Source organism: Streptomyces sp. KMM 9044, from assembly GCF_024701375.2.
Taxonomy (GTDB): Bacteria; Actinomycetota; Actinomycetes; order Streptomycetales; family Streptomycetaceae; genus Streptomyces.
Genome location: NZ_CP113910.1, coordinates 1,816,553 through 1,832,743, shown reverse-complemented (window position 1 = coordinate 1,832,743; position 16,191 = coordinate 1,816,553). Strand labels below are relative to the sequence as shown.

Annotated in this window: 14 protein-coding genes and 1 pseudogene; 12 read left to right on the top strand and 3 right to left on the bottom strand. The window is 72.5% G+C overall.

The window, feature by feature from the left end; genetic code table 11:
• Positions 1–125: 125 nt before the first annotated feature.
• The 4 genes from ispG to HUV60_RS08205 all read left to right on the top strand — a co-directional run bounded on the left by ispG (position 126) and on the right by HUV60_RS08205 (position 4,700).
• Positions 126–1,283 carry a flavodoxin-dependent (E)-4-hydroxy-3-methylbut-2-enyl-diphosphate synthase gene (gene ispG, locus HUV60_RS08220; RefSeq protein WP_257848032.1) on the top strand — a complete coding sequence of 386 codons (1,158 nt, stop codon included), beginning with the start codon at positions 126–128 and terminating at the stop codon, positions 1,281–1,283.
• Positions 1,284–1,473: 190 nt separating this feature from the next.
• Positions 1,474–2,322 (top strand): GNAT family N-acetyltransferase, encoded by an 849-nt coding sequence (locus tag HUV60_RS08215; RefSeq protein WP_257848033.1) that lies wholly within the window; start codon positions 1,474–1,476, stop codon positions 2,320–2,322.
• 38 nt (positions 2,323–2,360) lie between these two features.
• Complete coding sequence (locus HUV60_RS08210) at positions 2,361–2,927, top strand: GNAT family N-acetyltransferase (protein WP_257848034.1); 567 nt, start codon at positions 2,361–2,363, stop codon at positions 2,925–2,927.
• Between the two features lie 72 nt (positions 2,928–2,999).
• On the top strand, positions 3,000–4,700 hold the full coding sequence (locus HUV60_RS08205) for a proline--tRNA ligase (RefSeq protein ID WP_257848035.1): 1,701 nt from the start codon (positions 3,000–3,002) through the stop codon (positions 4,698–4,700).
• 653 nt (positions 4,701–5,353) lie between these two features.
• Here the strand turns inward: HUV60_RS08205 and HUV60_RS08200 are convergent.
• The 3 genes from HUV60_RS08200 to HUV60_RS08190 all read right to left on the bottom strand — a co-directional run bounded on the left by HUV60_RS08200 (position 5,354) and on the right by HUV60_RS08190 (position 7,365).
• Positions 5,354–6,265 carry an aminoglycoside phosphotransferase family protein gene (locus HUV60_RS08200; RefSeq protein ID WP_257848036.1) on the bottom strand — a complete coding sequence of 304 codons (912 nt, stop codon included), beginning with the start codon at positions 6,263–6,265 and terminating at the stop codon, positions 5,354–5,356.
• Between the two features lie 83 nt (positions 6,266–6,348).
• Positions 6,349–6,816, bottom strand: coding sequence for a ferritin-like domain-containing protein (locus tag HUV60_RS08195; protein ID WP_257848037.1), 468 nt, complete (start codon positions 6,814–6,816; stop codon positions 6,349–6,351).
• A 3-nt stretch (positions 6,817–6,819) separates the two neighbouring features.
• Positions 6,820–7,365, bottom strand: coding sequence for a hypothetical protein (locus HUV60_RS08190; RefSeq protein WP_257848038.1), 546 nt, complete (start codon positions 7,363–7,365; stop codon positions 6,820–6,822).
• A gap of 252 nt (positions 7,366–7,617) precedes the next feature.
• On the opposite strand from HUV60_RS08190, the gene rimP reads away from it, so the two are divergent.
• The 8 genes and pseudogenes from rimP to HUV60_RS08150 all read left to right on the top strand — a co-directional run.
• Entirely contained in the window at positions 7,618–8,154 is a 537-nt protein-coding gene (gene rimP / locus HUV60_RS08185; RefSeq protein WP_257848039.1) for a ribosome maturation factor RimP, read from the top strand.
• 2 nt (positions 8,155–8,156) lie between these two features.
• A complete protein-coding gene (nusA, locus tag HUV60_RS08180) occupies positions 8,157–9,143 on the top strand; it encodes a transcription termination factor NusA (protein WP_257848040.1) in 987 nt (328 codons plus the stop codon).
• A gap of 102 nt (positions 9,144–9,245) precedes the next feature.
• Positions 9,246–9,539: a YlxR family protein gene (locus tag HUV60_RS08175; RefSeq protein ID WP_257848041.1), complete on the top strand. Its 294-nt coding sequence runs from the start codon at positions 9,246–9,248 to the stop codon at positions 9,537–9,539.
• 150 nt (positions 9,540–9,689) lie between these two features.
• Positions 9,690–12,749 (top strand): translation initiation factor IF-2, encoded by a 3,060-nt coding sequence (infB, locus tag HUV60_RS08170; protein WP_257848042.1) that lies wholly within the window; start codon positions 9,690–9,692, stop codon positions 12,747–12,749.
• Positions 12,750–12,941: 192 nt separating this feature from the next.
• Entirely contained in the window at positions 12,942–13,235 is a 294-nt protein-coding gene (locus HUV60_RS08165; protein WP_042168337.1) for a DUF503 domain-containing protein, read from the top strand.
• A gap of 74 nt (positions 13,236–13,309) precedes the next feature.
• On the top strand, positions 13,310–13,777 hold the full coding sequence (gene rbfA, locus HUV60_RS08160; RefSeq protein WP_257848043.1) for a 30S ribosome-binding factor RbfA: 468 nt from the start codon (positions 13,310–13,312) through the stop codon (positions 13,775–13,777).
• On the top strand, positions 13,774–14,679 hold the full coding sequence (gene truB, locus HUV60_RS08155; RefSeq protein WP_257848044.1) for a tRNA pseudouridine(55) synthase TruB: 906 nt from the start codon (positions 13,774–13,776) through the stop codon (positions 14,677–14,679). The genes rbfA and truB overlap by 4 nt, the downstream gene beginning before the upstream one ends.
• 250 nt (positions 14,680–14,929) lie before the next feature.
• Positions 14,930–16,098: pseudogene (locus HUV60_RS08150) on the top strand (serine protease); the annotation flags it as partial.
• Positions 16,099–16,191 lie beyond the last annotated feature (93 nt).

Below are 16,191 nucleotides of genomic sequence, written 5' to 3'. Positions count from 1 at the left end.
TGGGTGGGTTTACGGCCGGGATGTGCCGGGGCCGATGCCGGTGCCGTAATCTCGGAGTCCGGAGTCCGGAGCCCGCTGCTCACCGGGAGCCGGACCTTGATCCACGACTTGGGGTTGCACAGCAGATGACTGCGATTTCTCTCGGCATGCCGTCCGTTCCGACCACGCTCGCCCCTCGGCGCAAGAGCCGGCGGATCCAGGTCGGGTCGGTGGCGGTGGGCGGGGACGCGCCGGTGTCGGTGCAGTCGATGACGACGACGCGTACGTCGGACATCGGGGCGACGCTGCAGCAGATCGCGGAGCTGACGGCGTCGGGGTGCCAGATCGTGCGGGTGGCGTGTCCGACGCAGGACGACGCGGACGCGCTGGCGACGATCGCGCGGAAGTCGCAGATCCCGGTGATCGCCGACATCCACTTCCAGCCCAAGTACGTGTTCGCGGCGATCGAGGCGGGCTGTGCGGCGGTGCGGGTGAACCCGGGCAACATCAAGCAGTTCGACGACAAGGTCAAGGAGATCGCGAAGGCGGCCAAGGATCACGGCACGCCGATCCGGATCGGGGTGAACGCGGGATCGCTGGACCGGCGGCTGCTGCAGAAGTACGGCAAGGCGACGCCGGAGGCGCTGGCGGAGTCGGCGCTGTGGGAGGCCTCGCTGTTCGAGGAGCACGACTTCCGGGACATCAAGATCTCGGTGAAGCACAACGACCCGGTCGTGATGGTGGAGGCCTACCGGCAACTGGCGGCGCAGTGCGACTACCCGCTGCACCTGGGTGTCACCGAGGCCGGTCCGGCCTTCCAGGGCACGATCAAGTCGGCGGTGGCCTTCGGGGCGCTGCTGTCCCAGGGCATCGGTGACACGATCCGGGTCTCGCTGTCGGCGCCGCCGGCCGAGGAGGTCAAGGTGGGCCTGCAGATCCTGGAGTCGCTGAACCTGAAGCAGCGCGGCCTGGAGATCGTCTCCTGCCCGTCCTGCGGGCGTGCCCAGGTCGACGTGTACAAGCTCGCGGACGAGGTGACGGCCGGTCTGGAGGGCATGGAGGTTCCGCTGCGGGTGGCGGTGATGGGCTGTGTGGTCAATGGTCCGGGGGAGGCCCGCGAGGCCGACCTGGGTGTGGCCTCGGGCAACGGCAAGGGGCAGATCTTCGTGAAGGGCGAGGTCGTCAAGACCGTCCCGGAATCGAAGATCGTGGAAACCCTCATCGAGGAAGCCATGAAGATCGCCGAGCAGATGGAGGCCGACGGCGTGACCTCCGGCGAACCCCAGATCTCGGTCGCCGGCTGACGGAGCCCGTCAGGCCGCCTCGCCCCCAGGCCCGCCAGGCCGGTCCGCCCGCTCGGGCCGACCGGCTCCTTGGTGCTTCCTGCCCGGGAGACCCCGGGCAGGACCGTTTCCCTCCCGCGAGTCGGCAGCACACAAATTCGGCGGGTACAGTGCGGAAACCAGCAGACCCAAGTGTGTGAGGCCCCCGCACGTGTTGACGCAGACCACCTCCCGGGTCCTCGAACCGAGCGACCTGGACGCCGCCCTCGCCATCCTCGACCGCGAGCCTGTGGCGAACGCCTTCGTGGCATCCCGGGTGCAGGTCGCCGGCCTGGACCCGTGGCGCCTCGGCGGCGAGATGTGGGGCTGGTACGAGGGCGGCATGCTCACCTCCCTGTGCTACGCGGGCGCCAACTTGGTCCCCATCTGCGCCACCCCCCGGGCCGTCCGCGCCTTCGCCGACCGCGCCCGCCGGGCCGGACGCCGCTGCTCCTCCGTCGTCGGCCCCGCCGCGCCCACCGCCGCACTGTGGCGGCTCCTCGAACCCCAGTGGGGCCCCGCCCGTGAGGTCCGCGCCCACCAGCCCTTGATGGTCACCGACCGCCTGCCCGGCGACATCGCCCCGGACCCCTACGTCCGCCGCGTCCGCAAGGACGAGATGGAAAAGGTCGTGCCGGCCTGCGTGGCGATGTTCACCGAGGAGGTCGGGATCTCCCCGCTGGCCGGTGACGGCGGCCTGCTCTACCAGGCCCGGGTCGCCGAACTCGTCGGCGCCGGACGTGCCTTCGCCCGCTTCGACGCCGACGGCAAGGTCCTCTTCAAGGCCGAGATCGGTGCCGCCACCGACCGCACCTGCCAGATCCAGGGCGTATGGGTGGCACCCGAACACCGGGGCAAGGGGATCGCCGCCCCTGGTATGGCGGCTGTGCTCCGCTACGCCCTCGCGGATGTCGCCCCCGTGGCGAGCCTCTACGTCAACGACTTCAACACCGCCGCGCGCCGGACCTACCAGCGGGTGGGGTTCCAGGAGGTCGGCGAGTTCATGAGCATCCTGTTCTGACCCCACGGTCTCCCACCGCCCCCTGTAGTCTCCCCGGCATGCTGCGCTTTCCCGGTCACGGGCACCCCCGCCCCGACGACATCGTGATCGGCCCCCTCGACCTCGCCGCCCATGTCGACGAGGCACTGGCGGTCCAGGCGAAGGCGTTCGGCCTCGGCCCCGACGAGGTGGCCGTCCGCCGGCAGATCGTGCTGCGCCACATGACCCTGCCGGGCGCCAGAGCCTTCGGAGCCACCGTCAACGGCCGTCTCGTCGGCTTCGTCTACGGCATGCCCAACGACCGCGCGCACTGGTGGTCCACGGTCGTCGAGCCCTCTCTGCGCGCCCGGGGCCACGGCGACTGGCTCGACGGCTCCTTCGTCATCACCGAACTCCACGTCCACCCGCGTCACCAGAAGCACGGCATCGGCCGCTCCCTGATCACCACGATCACCGACGGCGCCGAGGAACCCCGCTCGATCCTCTCCGCCATCGACGTCGAGAGTCCCGCCCGCCGCCTGTACCGCTCCCTCGGCTACGACGACCTCGCCCGCCGAGTCCACTTCCCCAGCGCCCCCAAGCCGTACGCAGTGATGGGTGCTCCCTTGCCACTCCTTCGCCGATAACGGATTTCCACCGCCCGGTCCCGCCCGGCTAACCTCCTGTCATCACCCAGACGCAGCAGGAGTACGAAAACCATGGCGAACGCACCGGTCCAGCGCATGTCCCAGTTGATGGCGAAGACGCTGCGCGACGACCCGGCGGACGCCGAGGTCCTCAGCCACAAGCTGCTCGTCCGCGCCGGCTACGTACGCCGGACCGCCGCCGGCATCTGGAGCTGGCTGCCCCTCGGCAAGAAGGTCCTCGCCAACGTCGAACGCGTCGTCCGCGAGGAGATGGACGCCATCGGAGCCCAGGAAGTCCTGCTCCCCGCCATCCTGCCGCGTGAACCCTACGAGACGACCGGCCGCTGGGAGGAGTACGGCCCCGAGCTGTTCCGCCTCCAGGACCGCAAGGGCGGCGACTACCTCCTCGGCCCCACCCACGAGGAGATCTTCACCCTCCTGGTGAAGGACCAGGCGTCCTCCTACAAGGACCTGCCGGTGATCCTCTACCAGATCCAGAGCAAGTACCGTGACGAGGCCCGCCCCCGCGCGGGCATCCTGCGAGGCCGCGAGTTCCTGATGAAGGACTCCTACTCCTTCGACCTCGACGACGAGGGTCTGGGGCAGTCCTACGGTCTGCACCGCCAGGCGTATCAGCGGATCTTCGAGCGCCTCGGCCTCGACTACCGCATCTGCGCCGCCACCGCCGGTGCCATGGGCGGCTCCAAGTCCGAGGAGTTCCTCGCCCCCGCCGAGGCCGGCGAGGACACCTTCGCGGACTGCCCGAACTGCGACTTCGCCGCGAACACCGAGGCGATCTCCTACGACTTGAAGCCCGTCGACGGTTCCGCCGTGCCGGCCGCCGAGGACATCCCGACGCCCGACACCCCCACCATCGAGACCCTCGCCGCCTCGCTCGGCGTCCCCGCATCGGCCACGCTGAAGAACCTGCTGGTCAAGGTCGACGGCGAGATCGTCGCCGTGGGCGTCCCCGGCGACCGGGAGGTCGACCTGGGCAAGGTCGAGGCGCACTTCGCCCCGGCCGCCGTCGAACTGGTCACCGCCGAGGACTTCGTCGGCCGCCCCGACCTGGTGCGCGGCTACGTGGGCCCGCAGAGCCTGGAGAAGGTCCGCTACATCGCCGACCCGCGCGTGGCACCCGGCACCGTCTGGATCACCGGGGCCAACAAGGCCGACACCCACGCCAAGAACGTGGTCGCCGGCCGTGACTTCGAGGTCGACGCGTACGTGGACGTCGTGGTGGTCGACGAGGGCGACCCCTGCCCCCGGTGCGGCACCGGGCTCCGGCTCGACCGCGCCATCGAGATCGGCCACATCTTCCAGCTGGGCCGCAAGTACGCCGACGCACTCAAGCTCGACGTCCTCGGCCCGCAGGGCAAGCCCGTCCGCGTCACCATGGGCTCCTACGGCATCGGCGTCTCCCGCGCGGTGGCGGCCCTGGCCGAGCAGACCGCCGACGACAAGGGCCTGTGCTGGTCCAAGGAGGTCGCCCCGGCCGACGTCCACGTGGTCGCCGCCGGCAAGGCCCTGCAGACCGAACTCGCCCTCGACGTCTCCGGCCGGCTCGCCGCCGCCGGCGTCCGCGTCCTCGTCGACGACCGCGCGGGTGTCTCACCGGGCGTGAAGTTCACCGACTCCGAGCTGATCGGCGTCCCGCAGATCCTGGTCGCCGGCCGCCGCTCCGCCGAGGGCGTCCTCGAACTGAAGGACCGCCGCACCGGCGAACGCGAGGAACTCACCGTGGGTGAGGCGATCACCCGCCTCACGGCCTGACCACCCCGCCATCAGGAGCCCGCGCGGAACCGCCCTCCGCGTGGGCTCCGGCGATCCCGGCCGACACCCGCAGCCCGGCCGCCGCCGCACCGGCGAACGCGAGGAACTCACCGTGGGTGAGGCGATCACCCGCCTCACGGCCTGACCACCCCGCCATCAGGAGCCCGCGCGGAACCGCCCTCCGCGTGGGCTCCGGCGATCCCGGCCGACACCCGCAGCCCGGCCGCCGCCGCACCGGCGAACGCGAGGAACTCACCGTGGGCGAGGCGATCACCCGCCTCACGGCCTGACCACCCCGCCATCAGGAGCCCGCGCGGAACCGCCCTCCGCGTGGGCTCCGGCGATCCCGGCCGACACCCGCAGCCCGGCCGCCGCCGCACCGGCGAACGCGAGGAACTCACCGTGGGCGAGGCCCCGGCTCGTTCCGTGGCGTGGCTCCGGCCTCACCGTGCCGAGGCCGGAGCCGGTCTGCGCACTCCGGGAGGACCCCGCGCGGTGAGCGCCGCCGGAGGGCCGGGCCGTACGCCGTGGCTCACCGCGTGGCCCCGTCCCCTGCGGACGGGAGGAACACCAGCACCGTGGACGAGACCGGAGCCCGCACGGGAACGTTCCCCGCGGGGGCTCCCGGCGGCTCCCGGCGTTCCCGCGCACCGTCAGAGCCAGCTCGCGAACTCCAGGAGCAGCTCCGCGTCCCGGTCGCGGCCGACGCGCCGGGCGCGTACGCCGGACTCCACCGCGCGGAACAGGGTCCAGCCGCGCAGACGCTCCTGGTCGATCTCCAGGGACTCCGCCAGGCGCTTCACCCGGCGGCGGGTCGTCGTCGCACCGGACGGCTGGGCGACCAGGTCCTCCACCCGGTCGCGGACCAGCCGGGCCAGGTCGAAGGCGCGCTCCCCGACCACCGGGTCAGGGCCCACCGCCAGCCACGGCATCCGCTCGCCGGAGAGCACCTTGCTCTGCCGGAAGGTGCCGTGCAGCAGCCGGTGTTCGGGCGGCCCGGCCAGCAGTTCCTCGCGGGCCGTCAGCGCGGCCGAGACCAGCGGCGCCACCTCCGGGTCGCCGGCGGCACCCGTCCGCATGGCCCCGGCCTGCCGGCCGGTCCGCTCGGCCACCGTCTCGAAGACGTGAGCGGTGTCCCCGGCGGGCGGCTCCACCCACAGCCGCCGCAGCGTCCCGGCGGCCTCGAGCAGTGCCCTCGCCTCCGGCAGGGACCGCACCGAGACATCCGGATGCAGCCGCTCCAGCAGCAGCGCCCCGTCCGCGGCGAAGGGCTCCAGCAACCGGACCGTGCCCAGGCCGTTCCAGTGGGCCAGCGCGGCCCGCTCGCTCTTCGGCCGGGCCCGTGCCGGGGCCAGCTTCAGCACGGCGGGCAGGTCGTCGGCGGTCCGCACCAGAACCACCAGACTGCTGCGTCCCCCCGGCACCTGCACCCGTTCCACGGTCAGCCCGCGCAGTGCGACGACCTCGCGCGCCGCCCCGGGGAGCTTCTCCAGCCAGTCCCCACCGCCGTCGGGAGCCGTCTCACCCAGTGCCCTCACCAGACGCTGCGGCGGTTCGAAGACCATGCGCGAGTCGTTCCCTTCGTGCTGTGCGCGGCACCTGCCGCCGTCCGCTCCCGCCGCCCCGCACGCCTTCGCGTGCGGTCATGTCACACCGCCGGCGTCGACGGAGCCCCCGAGGACGGTTCGGCCCGCTCGTCGAGCCCAGGGAAGGCTACGCTCTCCCGGCCCCAGCGCACCGCCCGCACCGCGGCCTCCCGCAGGGCCTCGGCCGCCGCACGGCGCCGCTCGCCCCCGCTCGCGCGCACCAGGTCCGCGTACACCCCGGCCACCCGGTTCTCCAGCTCCGTCGCGAGCCGCACGGCCGCGGGCGAGTCCGGCACCTGGAACGGCAGCGCGTACCCCGCGGCCGCCGCCACGGGGTCGGCGCCGGTGTCCTTCACCTCGCGTACCAGCGCGTCCCGGCGTGCGCGGTGCGCGTCGTACGCCGCGCGCGCGTCCGCGCGCCGGTCGTCGGCGACCAGCCCGCCGACGACCCCGTAGCCGTACACCGCCGCGTGCTCCGCCGCCAGGGCGCCCTGCAGCGCCCGCAGTTCCCGGTCCTTCGCCTCGCTCACCCGTCAGCCCTCCGTCAGCAGAAACACGTGTGCCGCCCCGGCCGCCGCCACCGACGCCAGCAGCCTGGCCAGCTCGGCCGGCGCATCGAGCAGTGCCTCCAGGCGCCGGTCGGCGATCTCCCGCTCGGCGGCGGCGAGCCCGGCGAGGGCGTCCTTCTCCTTCGCGGGCACCGGCACCGGGGACGAGGCGGACCGCCCCGCCCTGGTGGGCTCCGGCGACTCGGGCGAGGCCGACGCCGTACCCGCCGCGGTCTCGAAACCCTCGAAGGCCTTCGCGTGCCGCATGGTGACCTCGCGCAGCGGACCCAGCCGCTGCGCGAGCCCGGCGTGCGCCGCGATCACCGCGTCGTACCGCTCGGCCAGTCCCCTGCTGTCGCGCGCCGCACGCACGCGTGCCTGCTCGCCGGCCGGGGGGTGGCTGCCGGCGGTGGGGCCGGAATCCTCGGCCGAGGCGGAACAGCCCGCCGCGAACAGGGCCGCCGGGGCGACGGCGAGCAGGCTCCTTCTGCGCGGTCCGGTACGGGCGCGCGGAGTGTGGGGGAACGGCACGGCAGACGTCCTCGGGGGCTCGTACGGAACGTGGCGACGGAAGCGGGACCCGCAGGCGCTGTCGCCGTACTCCCGTCTGCCGGGCGACGGCAGGGCCCGGTCCCGTGAGCACGGTACCCGTGCATCTCCCCGACGGCGCTCAGCGGCACCCTCCGCGACCGGGTGGACGGCATCACCCCTCGCGACCGGATACCCTTTGACCAGACACGCGCCCCACACCACAACAGCACACGCGGCCGAGGAGTCACCCGGATGAGCAGCAGCCAGAGCGAGAGGCTTCGAGAACTTCTGGAACCGCTCGTCAGCTCGCAGGGCCTCGATCTCGAGGAGATCGCCGTGGACGCGGTCGGCCGCAGGCGGGTGCTGCGCGTGGTCGTGGACTCGGACACCGGGGCGGATCTGGACCGGATCGCCGATGTGAGCCGCTCGCTCTCGGCGAAGCTCGACGAGACCGACGCGATGGGCAGCGGGGAGTACACCCTCGAGGTCGGCACCCCGGGCGCCGAGCGCCCCCTCACCGAGCACCGGCATTACGTGCGTGCCACGGGCCGCCTGGTGAGCTTCCGGCTGACGACGGGCGACGAACTGACCGCCCGGATCCTGCGGGCCGACGGCGACGGCCTCGACCTCGAGGTGCCCGGAGTCAAGGGCCGCAAGCCCACCGCGCGCCGGCTCGCCTTCGAGGAGATCGGCAGGGCGCGCGTCCAGGTCGAGTTCAACCGCAAGGACGACAAGTCCGCCGCACACGCCGCGCACGACACCAACGACGAGACGGAAGAGGAGGCGTAACCGTGGACATCGACATGAGTGCCCTTCGGCTCTTGGTACGGGAGAAGGAGATCTCCCTCGACCTGCTGGTCGAGGCAATCGAATCGGCCCTCCTCATCGCCTACCACCGCACCGAGGGAAGCCGCCGCGACGCGCGCGTGAAACTCGACCGGGAGACCGGACACGTGACGGTGTGGGCGAAGGAGGACCCCGAGGATCTCGACGAGGGCCAGGAGGCCCGGGAGTTCGACGACACCCCGTCCGACTTCGGCCGCATCGCCGCCACCACGGCCAAGCAGGTCATCCTGCAGCGCCTGCGCGACGCCGAGGACGACGCGACGCTGGGCGAGTACGCCGGCCGTGAGGGCGACATCGTCACCGGTGTGGTCCAGCAGGGCCGCGACCCGAAGAACGTCCTGGTCGACATCGGCAAGCTGGAGGCCATCCTGCCGGTGCAGGAGCAGGTGCCCGGTGAGACCTACGCGCACGGGCTGCGGCTGCGCAGCTACGTCGTCCGGGTGGCGAAGGGCGTGCGCGGCCCGTCCGTCACCCTGTCGCGCACCCATCCCAATCTGGTGAAGAAACTCTTCGCCCTGGAAGTGCCGGAGATCGCCGACGGCTCGGTGGAGATCTCCGCCATTGCCCGCGAGGCCGGCCACCGTACGAAGATCGCCGTCCGCTCCACCCGGCCCGGGCTGAACGCCAAGGGCGCCTGCATCGGACCCATGGGCGGCCGCGTACGCAACGTGATGGGCGAGCTGAACGGCGAGAAGATCGACATCGTCGACTGGTCGGACGACCCGGCCGATATGGTGGCCAACGCGCTCTCCCCGGCCCGCGTCACCAAGGTGGAGGTCGTGGACCTGGCGGCCCGGTCCGCCCGGGTGACCGTGCCGGACTACCAGCTGTCCCTGGCGATCGGCAAGGAGGGGCAGAACGCCCGCCTGGCCGCCCGCCTGACCGGTTGGCGGATCGACATCCGGCCGGACACGGAACAGCCCGGGGAATAGATCCAAGCCGCCGTCCGCTGAGATCACGACAGTCTGGTGCGTGGCATGTGTCCGATGCTTGCCCCATAGGGGGGAGGTCGGCCCGGGGAGGTAGACTCAGGAGTGTCTGGCCGGACACCTACCCGCGCGCGCCCAGAGCGCACCTGCGTGGGCTGCCGGGAGCGAGCGGTCAAGAACGAACTGCTGCGGATCGTGGCGATCGGGGAGGTGTGTGTCCCCGATTCACGCGGTACGCTGCTCGGTCGGGGTGCGTATGTACACCCCGCCCCGGTCTGTCTTGACCAGGCGGTACGCCGAAAGGCGTTTCCGCGGGCGCTCCGCGTCCCGGGACCGCTCGACGTAAAGGCGTTGCGCCACTACGTCGAGCAGGCACAGGGTTGCGACAGCAACCCGTAAGAAGACATGCCGTGCGGAACCCCCCGTGCGGTCTGGTACCTCGCGAGTCGAAAGCAGGTCGAGATTGCGATGAGCACTCGATGAGTACGCGATGAGTACGCCCATGAACTAGCGACGGTCCGGACGCAACCCGGACCTCAGAGGAGCGAAGTGGCTAAGGTCCGGGTCTACGAACTCGCCAAGGAGTTCGGTGTCGAGAGCAAGGTCGTCATGGCCAAGCTCCAGGAGCTCGGTGAATTCGTCCGTTCGGCGTCTTCGACGATCGAAGCGCCCGTAGTACGCAAGCTGACCGACGCGTTCCAGCAGGGCGGGGGCAACGGCAAGTCCGGTGCCAAGCCCGGCGCGCCCAGGAAGGCCGCGCCCAGGCCCGCGCCGTCCCCGGCGCAGGCACGTCCGGCAGCACCGCGGCCGCCGGCCGCACCCAAGCCCGCCGCGGCCCAGCAGCCCGCGGCCTCGTCGGAGCCCGCTCCGACGCCCCCCGCCGGCCCGCGTCCGACGCCGGGCCCACGTCCCGCGCCGCGGCCGGCTCCGGCGGCCCCTGAGTTCCAGGCCCCGCCGGCGCCGGCCGCCGCTCAGGCTCCGTCTCCGGCTCCGGCCGGACCGAAGCCCGGCGCGCGTCCCGGCGCTCCCAAGCCCGGCGGTCGTCCCGCCGGTCAGGGCGGCCAGGGTAATCAGGGCGGCCGTCCGGCCGGTCAGGGCCAGCGTCCCGGTGGCGGCGGTCAGCGTTCGGGTGGACGCCCGGCCGGCCCGCGTCCGGGCAACAATCCCTTCACCTCCGGTGGTTCCACCGGTATGGCCCGCCCGCAGTCGCCCCGCCCGCAGGGCGCGCGTCCCGGCGGTCCGGGTGCCCCCGGCGGCGGTCCCCGTCCCCAGGCTCCCGGTGGCCAGGGCGGTGGCGGTCCCCGTCCGCAGGCTCCGGGCGGGCAGCGTCCCTCCCCGGGCTCGATGCCGCGTCCGCAGGGCGGCGGCCCCCGTCCCGGTGGCGCCGGCCCCGGCGGTCCGCGTCCCAACCCCGGCATGATGCCGCAGCGTCCGGCTGCCGGTCCCCGTCCCGGTGGCGGTCCCGGCGGTGGCCGTGGTCCGGCCGGTGCCGGTCGTCCCGGCGGCGGTCGTCCCGGTGGCGGCGGCTTCGCCGGTCGCCCGGCCGGCCCGGGTGGCGGCGGTGGCGGTCGTCCCGGTGGTGGCGGCGGTTTCGCCGGTCGTCCCGGTGGCGGTGGCTTCGGTGGCGGCGGTGGCCGTCCCGGCTTCGGTGGCCGTCCCGGCGGTCCCGGTGGCCGTGGTGGCACGCAGGGCGCCTTCGGCCGTCCCGGCGGTCCGGCCCGTCGTGGCCGCAAGTCGAAGCGGCAGAGGCGCCAGGAGTACGAGGCCATGCAGGCCCCGTCGGTCGGCGGTGTGATGCTGCCCCGCGGCAACGGCGAGAGCATTCGCCTGTCGCGCGGTGCCTCGCTCACCGACTTCGCGGAGAAGATCAACGCCAACCCGGCGTCGCTCGTCGCGGTCATGATGAACCTCGGCGAGATGGTCACCGCGACCCAGTCCGTCTCCGACGAGACGCTCCACCTTCTTGCCGGCGAGATGAACTACACGGTTCAGATCGTCAGCCCGGAGGAGGAGGACCGCGAGCTGCTGGAGTCCTTCGACCTGGAGTTCGGTGAGGACGAGGGCGGCGAGGACGACCTGGTGGTCCGTCCGCCGGTCGTCACCGTCATGGGTCACGTCGACCACGGCAAGACCCGCCTCCTCGACGCCATCCGCAAGACGAACGTCATCGCGGGCGAGGCCGGCGGCATCACCCAGCACATCGGTGCCTACCAGGTCGCGACCGAGGTCAACGAGGAAGAGCGCAGGATCACCTTCATCGACACCCCGGGGCACGAGGCGTTCACCGCCATGCGTGCCCGTGGTGCGCGGTCGACCGACATCGCGATCCTGGTCGTCGCGGCCAACGACGGCGTCATGCCGCAGACCATCGAGGCGCTCAACCACGCCAAGGCGGCCGAGGTCCCGATCGTCGTCGCGGTCAACAAGATCGACGTCGAGGGCGCCGACCCGACCAAGGTGCGCGGTCAGCTGACCGAGTTCGGTCTGGTGGCGGAGGAGTACGGCGGCGACACCATGTTCGTCGACATCTCCGCCAAGCAGGGTCTGCACATCGACAGCCTCCTGGAGGCCGTCGTCCTCACCGCAGACGCCTCGCTCGACCTGCGGGCCAACCCGACGCAGGACGCGCAGGGCATCTCGATCGAGTCCCGGCTCGACCGCGGCCGCGGTGCCGTGGCGACCGTCCTCGTGCAGCGAGGCACCCTGCGGGTCGGCGACACGATGGTGGTGGGCGACGCCTACGGCCGCGTGCGCGCCATGCTCGACGACAACGGCAACAACGTCGCCGAGGCCGGCCCGGCGACACCGGTCCAGGTCCTGGGCCTGACCAACGTCCCGGGTGCGGGCGACAACTTCATCGTCGTCGACGAGGACCGTACGGCCCGTCAGATCGCCGAGAAGCGCGCCGCCCGCGAGCGCAACGCCGCGTTCGCCAAGCGCACGCGCCGCGTGTCGCTGGAGGACCTGGACAAGGTGCTCAAGGCCGGCGAGATCCAGCAGCTGAACCTGATCATCAAGGGTGACGCGTCCGGATCGGTCGAGGCCCTCGAGTCCTCGCTGCTCCAGCTGGACGTCGGCGAAGAGGTCGACATCCGCGTCCTGCACCGCGGCGTCGGTGCGGTCACGGAGTCCGACATCGACCTGGCGATGGGCTCGGACGCCATCGTGATCGGCTTCAACGTGCGCGCCGCCGGGCGGGCACAGCAGATGGCCGAGCGCGAAGGCGTGGATGTCCGGTACTACTCGGTCATCTACCAGGCGATCGAGGAGATCGAGGCAGCCCTCAAGGGCATGCTCAAGCCGGAGTACGAAGAGGTCGAGCTCGGCACGGCGGAGATCCGCGAGGTCTTCCGCTCGTCCAAGCTGGGCAACATCGCGGGTGTTCTCATCCGCTCCGGCGAGGTCAAGCGCAACACCAAGGCGCGCCTCCTCCGCGACGGCAAGGTCATCGCGGAGAGCCTCAACATCGTCGGTCTGCGCCGCTTCAAGGACGACGTCACCGAGATCCGGGAAGGCTTCGAGGGCGGTATCAACCTCGGAAACTTCAACGACATCAAGGTCGACGACGTCATCGCGACCTACGAGATGCGCGAGAAGCCGCGGGGATAACATCCCACGGTGTGTGCCGGCCGGCGGGACCCCTGTCCCGCCGGCCGGCTCGTGCGTCCGGGGCCGGCGGACCGGTCGGCGGAGCACCATATCCGTCGATCGGCACGCCCCTTCGATGTACGGTTCTGATGTCCCTGCCCACCACGGACGGCGGGGGCACCGATCCCGTACCGGCGGGTGAACCGGTTGTGCATGTATGTGGGGACGCTGTCCTTCGACCTCCTCCTCGGCGACGTCAGGTCGCTGAAGGAGAAGCGCTCCGTCGTCCGCCCGATCGTCGCCGAGCTCCAGCGGAAGTACGCGGTGAGCGCGGCCGAGGTGGATCACATGGATCTTCACCGCAGGGCCGTCGTCGGCCTGGCGGTGGTGTCCGGCGACGCGGCGCACCTGACCGACGTACTGGACCGGTGCGAGCGGCTGGTCGCCGGGCGCCCCGAGGTGGAGCTGCTGTCCGTCAGGCGGCGCTTCCACGGCGAGGACGACTGAGGACGACTGACGAATCCAGCCCCGGGAACGCGGGGCTTCGACAACGCGGACAGGAAAGAACGGGAGACGGACCAGTGGCCGACAACGCGCGGGCGAAAAGGCTGGCGGACCTCATCCGAGAGGTGGTGGCCCAGAAGCTGCAGCGTGGGATCAAGGACCCGCGGCTCGGCACGCACGTCACCATCACGGACACCCGGGTCACGGGTGACCTGCGGGAGGCGACCGTCTTCTACACGGTGTACGGGGACGACGAGGAACGCAAGGCCGCCGCGGCGGGCCTGGAGAGCGCCAAGGGCGTCCTGCGCTCCGAGGTGGGCCGGGCGGCGGGCGTGAAGTTCACGCCGACCCTGGAGTTCGTCATGGACGCGCTTCCGGACACCGCGCGCAACATCGAGGACCTCCTCGACAAGGCGCGCCAGTCCGACGCCAAGGTGCGCGAGGCGTCCGCAGGTGCCGCGTACGCGGGCGGGGCCGACCCGTACCGCAAGCCCGAGGACTCCGAGGACTCCGAGGACTCCGAGACGGACGACACCGCCGAATGACCCAGAAGCACACCACGCCCGGCGGCCTTGTCATCATCGACAAGCCGTCGGGCTTCACTTCGCACGACGTGGTCGCCAAGATGCGCGGCATCGCCCGGACCCGCCGCGTCGGCCACGCCGGCACCCTCGACCCGATGGCGACGGGCGTCCTCGTCCTCGGCATCGAGCGGGCCACCAAGCTCCTCGGCCACCTCGCGCTGACCGAGAAGGAGTACCTGGGCACCATCCGGCTCGGGCAGGACACCCTCACGGACGATGCCGAGGGCGAGATCACCTCGTCCACGGACGCCTCCAAGGTCACCCGCGAGGCCGTCGACGCCGGGGTGGCCAAGCTGACCGGCGCCATCATGCAGGTGCCGTCCAAGGTCAGCGCCATCAAGATCGACGGCGTGCGTTCCTACAAGCGGGCCCGCGAGGGCGAGGAGTTCGACATCCCGGCCCGGCCGGTCACCGTCTCCTCGTTCACCGTCCACGACGTCCGCCCGGCCGTCGCCGAGGACGGCACGCCGGTGCTCGACCTGGTCGTCTCCGTCGTCTGCTCCTCCGGTACGTACATCCGTGCCCTCGCCCGCGACCTGGGCGCGGACCTGGGAGTCGGCGGTCACCTCACGGTGCTGCGCAGGACCCGCGTGGGCCCGTACGGACTGGACACGGCCCGCACCCTCGACCAGCTCCAGCAGGAACTGGCCGTGCTGCCGATCACCGAGGCCGCCGCGGCGGCCTTCCCCCGCTGGGACGTCGACGTCCGGCGTGCCCGGCTGCTCACCAACGGCGTGCGCCTGGAGATGCCCGAGGAGTACGCGGGCACAGGCCCGGTCGCCGTCTTCGACCCCGAGGGCACCTTCCTCGCCCTCGTCGAGGAGCACCGGGGCAAGGCCAAGAGCCTGGCGGTCTTCGGCTGACGGGCGGACCCGGCGGTGGAGCGGCGTCACGGGGATTGCATGCCGTCGCTCCACGGTCCCCCTCGGTTCCCCCCACCTTGAGAGTGTCCACTTGGGCCCCCGTTCACCCGTAAGTGCAGGCGCTCGGAGTGAACGGGGGAGTGGGAGGGGGCGCGTTTACCGGGGTGCCGTTCCACTGATCATCCGGCCCTGCTGTCGAGGCCGAGGCAGTCGACAGCACGGCATGAAGGCACGGCATGAAGGTTCCACGATGACGTCGCGCGATCCGTCCCGTCATGAGCGGGGCCCACTCCACGCCCCGGCCGACCGGGGCCCGGGGGAGGCCCCTCCGGCGCGGCGGGAGCCGTCGCCTGCCGATGCCCTCATCCGCGTCCGGGACATCGCCGGCCGCCCGCGAGGTCTCGCCTTCCCCGCCGACCACCGCGGCACGCTGATCACCAGCCACGAGGCCGTCGACGGCCTCCCCGGCCTCGTCCTGCACGCCTCCGACGACCGCTGCCGCGTCGTGGGTGCCGACGCCGTCATCCCGCTGCCCGGGCTCGGCCTCGCGCTCCTGCGTGCCGAAGGACTCGGCGTCGACCCGCTGCCCGTCACCGCGCGGGACCGCGTCGACAGCGGGGCCTACGTGCGGATCGCCGCCGGGTGCTGGCGCGAGGCACGGGTACTCGGCACGACCACCGTGACGTACACCGCCACCGGACGCTGCCACACCCTCGACGACGCGCTGGAGCTCGCCATCGGCACCACCGGCCGCGACGCGCTGCGCACCGGCGGCGGAACGGCCGGTGGCCCGGTGATCGGCGCCGCCCCCGACGCCGTCCTCGCCGTCCTCGCCGTCCTCGCCGTCCTCGGCGTCCTCGGCGTCCTCGGCACCGCGCTCCACACCGGCGGCCGCGACGGCGGCTTCGCCGTGCCGCTCCGCCCCGTCCCGGGCCCCTCGCCGCACTGCTCGCCGAGAACGCGGCGACGGTCCCGGCATACGGCCCCGACCTCAACCTCGCCGGCGTGCTGGAACTCACCGCCACCTCGGTCGGGCAGGACGGCCCGTCGGGCGCCCTCGGCCCCGGAGACGTCGTCCCGGTGGAACGAGCGGCCACCACCGCCGAGTTCACCGCGTTCGAGCACGGCCCGGCCGCGGTCCTCGGTCTGGTCGGACCGCCCGGCAGCGGCCGTACGACGGAGCTCGCGGCACTCGCCGCCCGCCGCCACCGCGCCGGCGGTCCCACACTGTGGCTGCGCGGCGCCGATCTGCGGGAGGACGACCTCTCCGTCGCCGACGCGGCCCGGCGGGCGCTCGACCGGGTCGCCCGCATCGTCCCGCGTCCCGCGTCCCGCGTCCCTTTCCCGGCCGGGCCCGAAAGTCTCGGCGAGACCGGCCCGACGCGCCTCGCCGCCCTGGCCCGCGGCGCCGGCCGCCCCTGCCGACGCTCCTGCCGAGGCCGAGGCCGAGGCCGAGGCTGACGCCGAGGCTGACGCCGAGGCTGACGCCGAGGCTGACGCCGAGGCTGACGC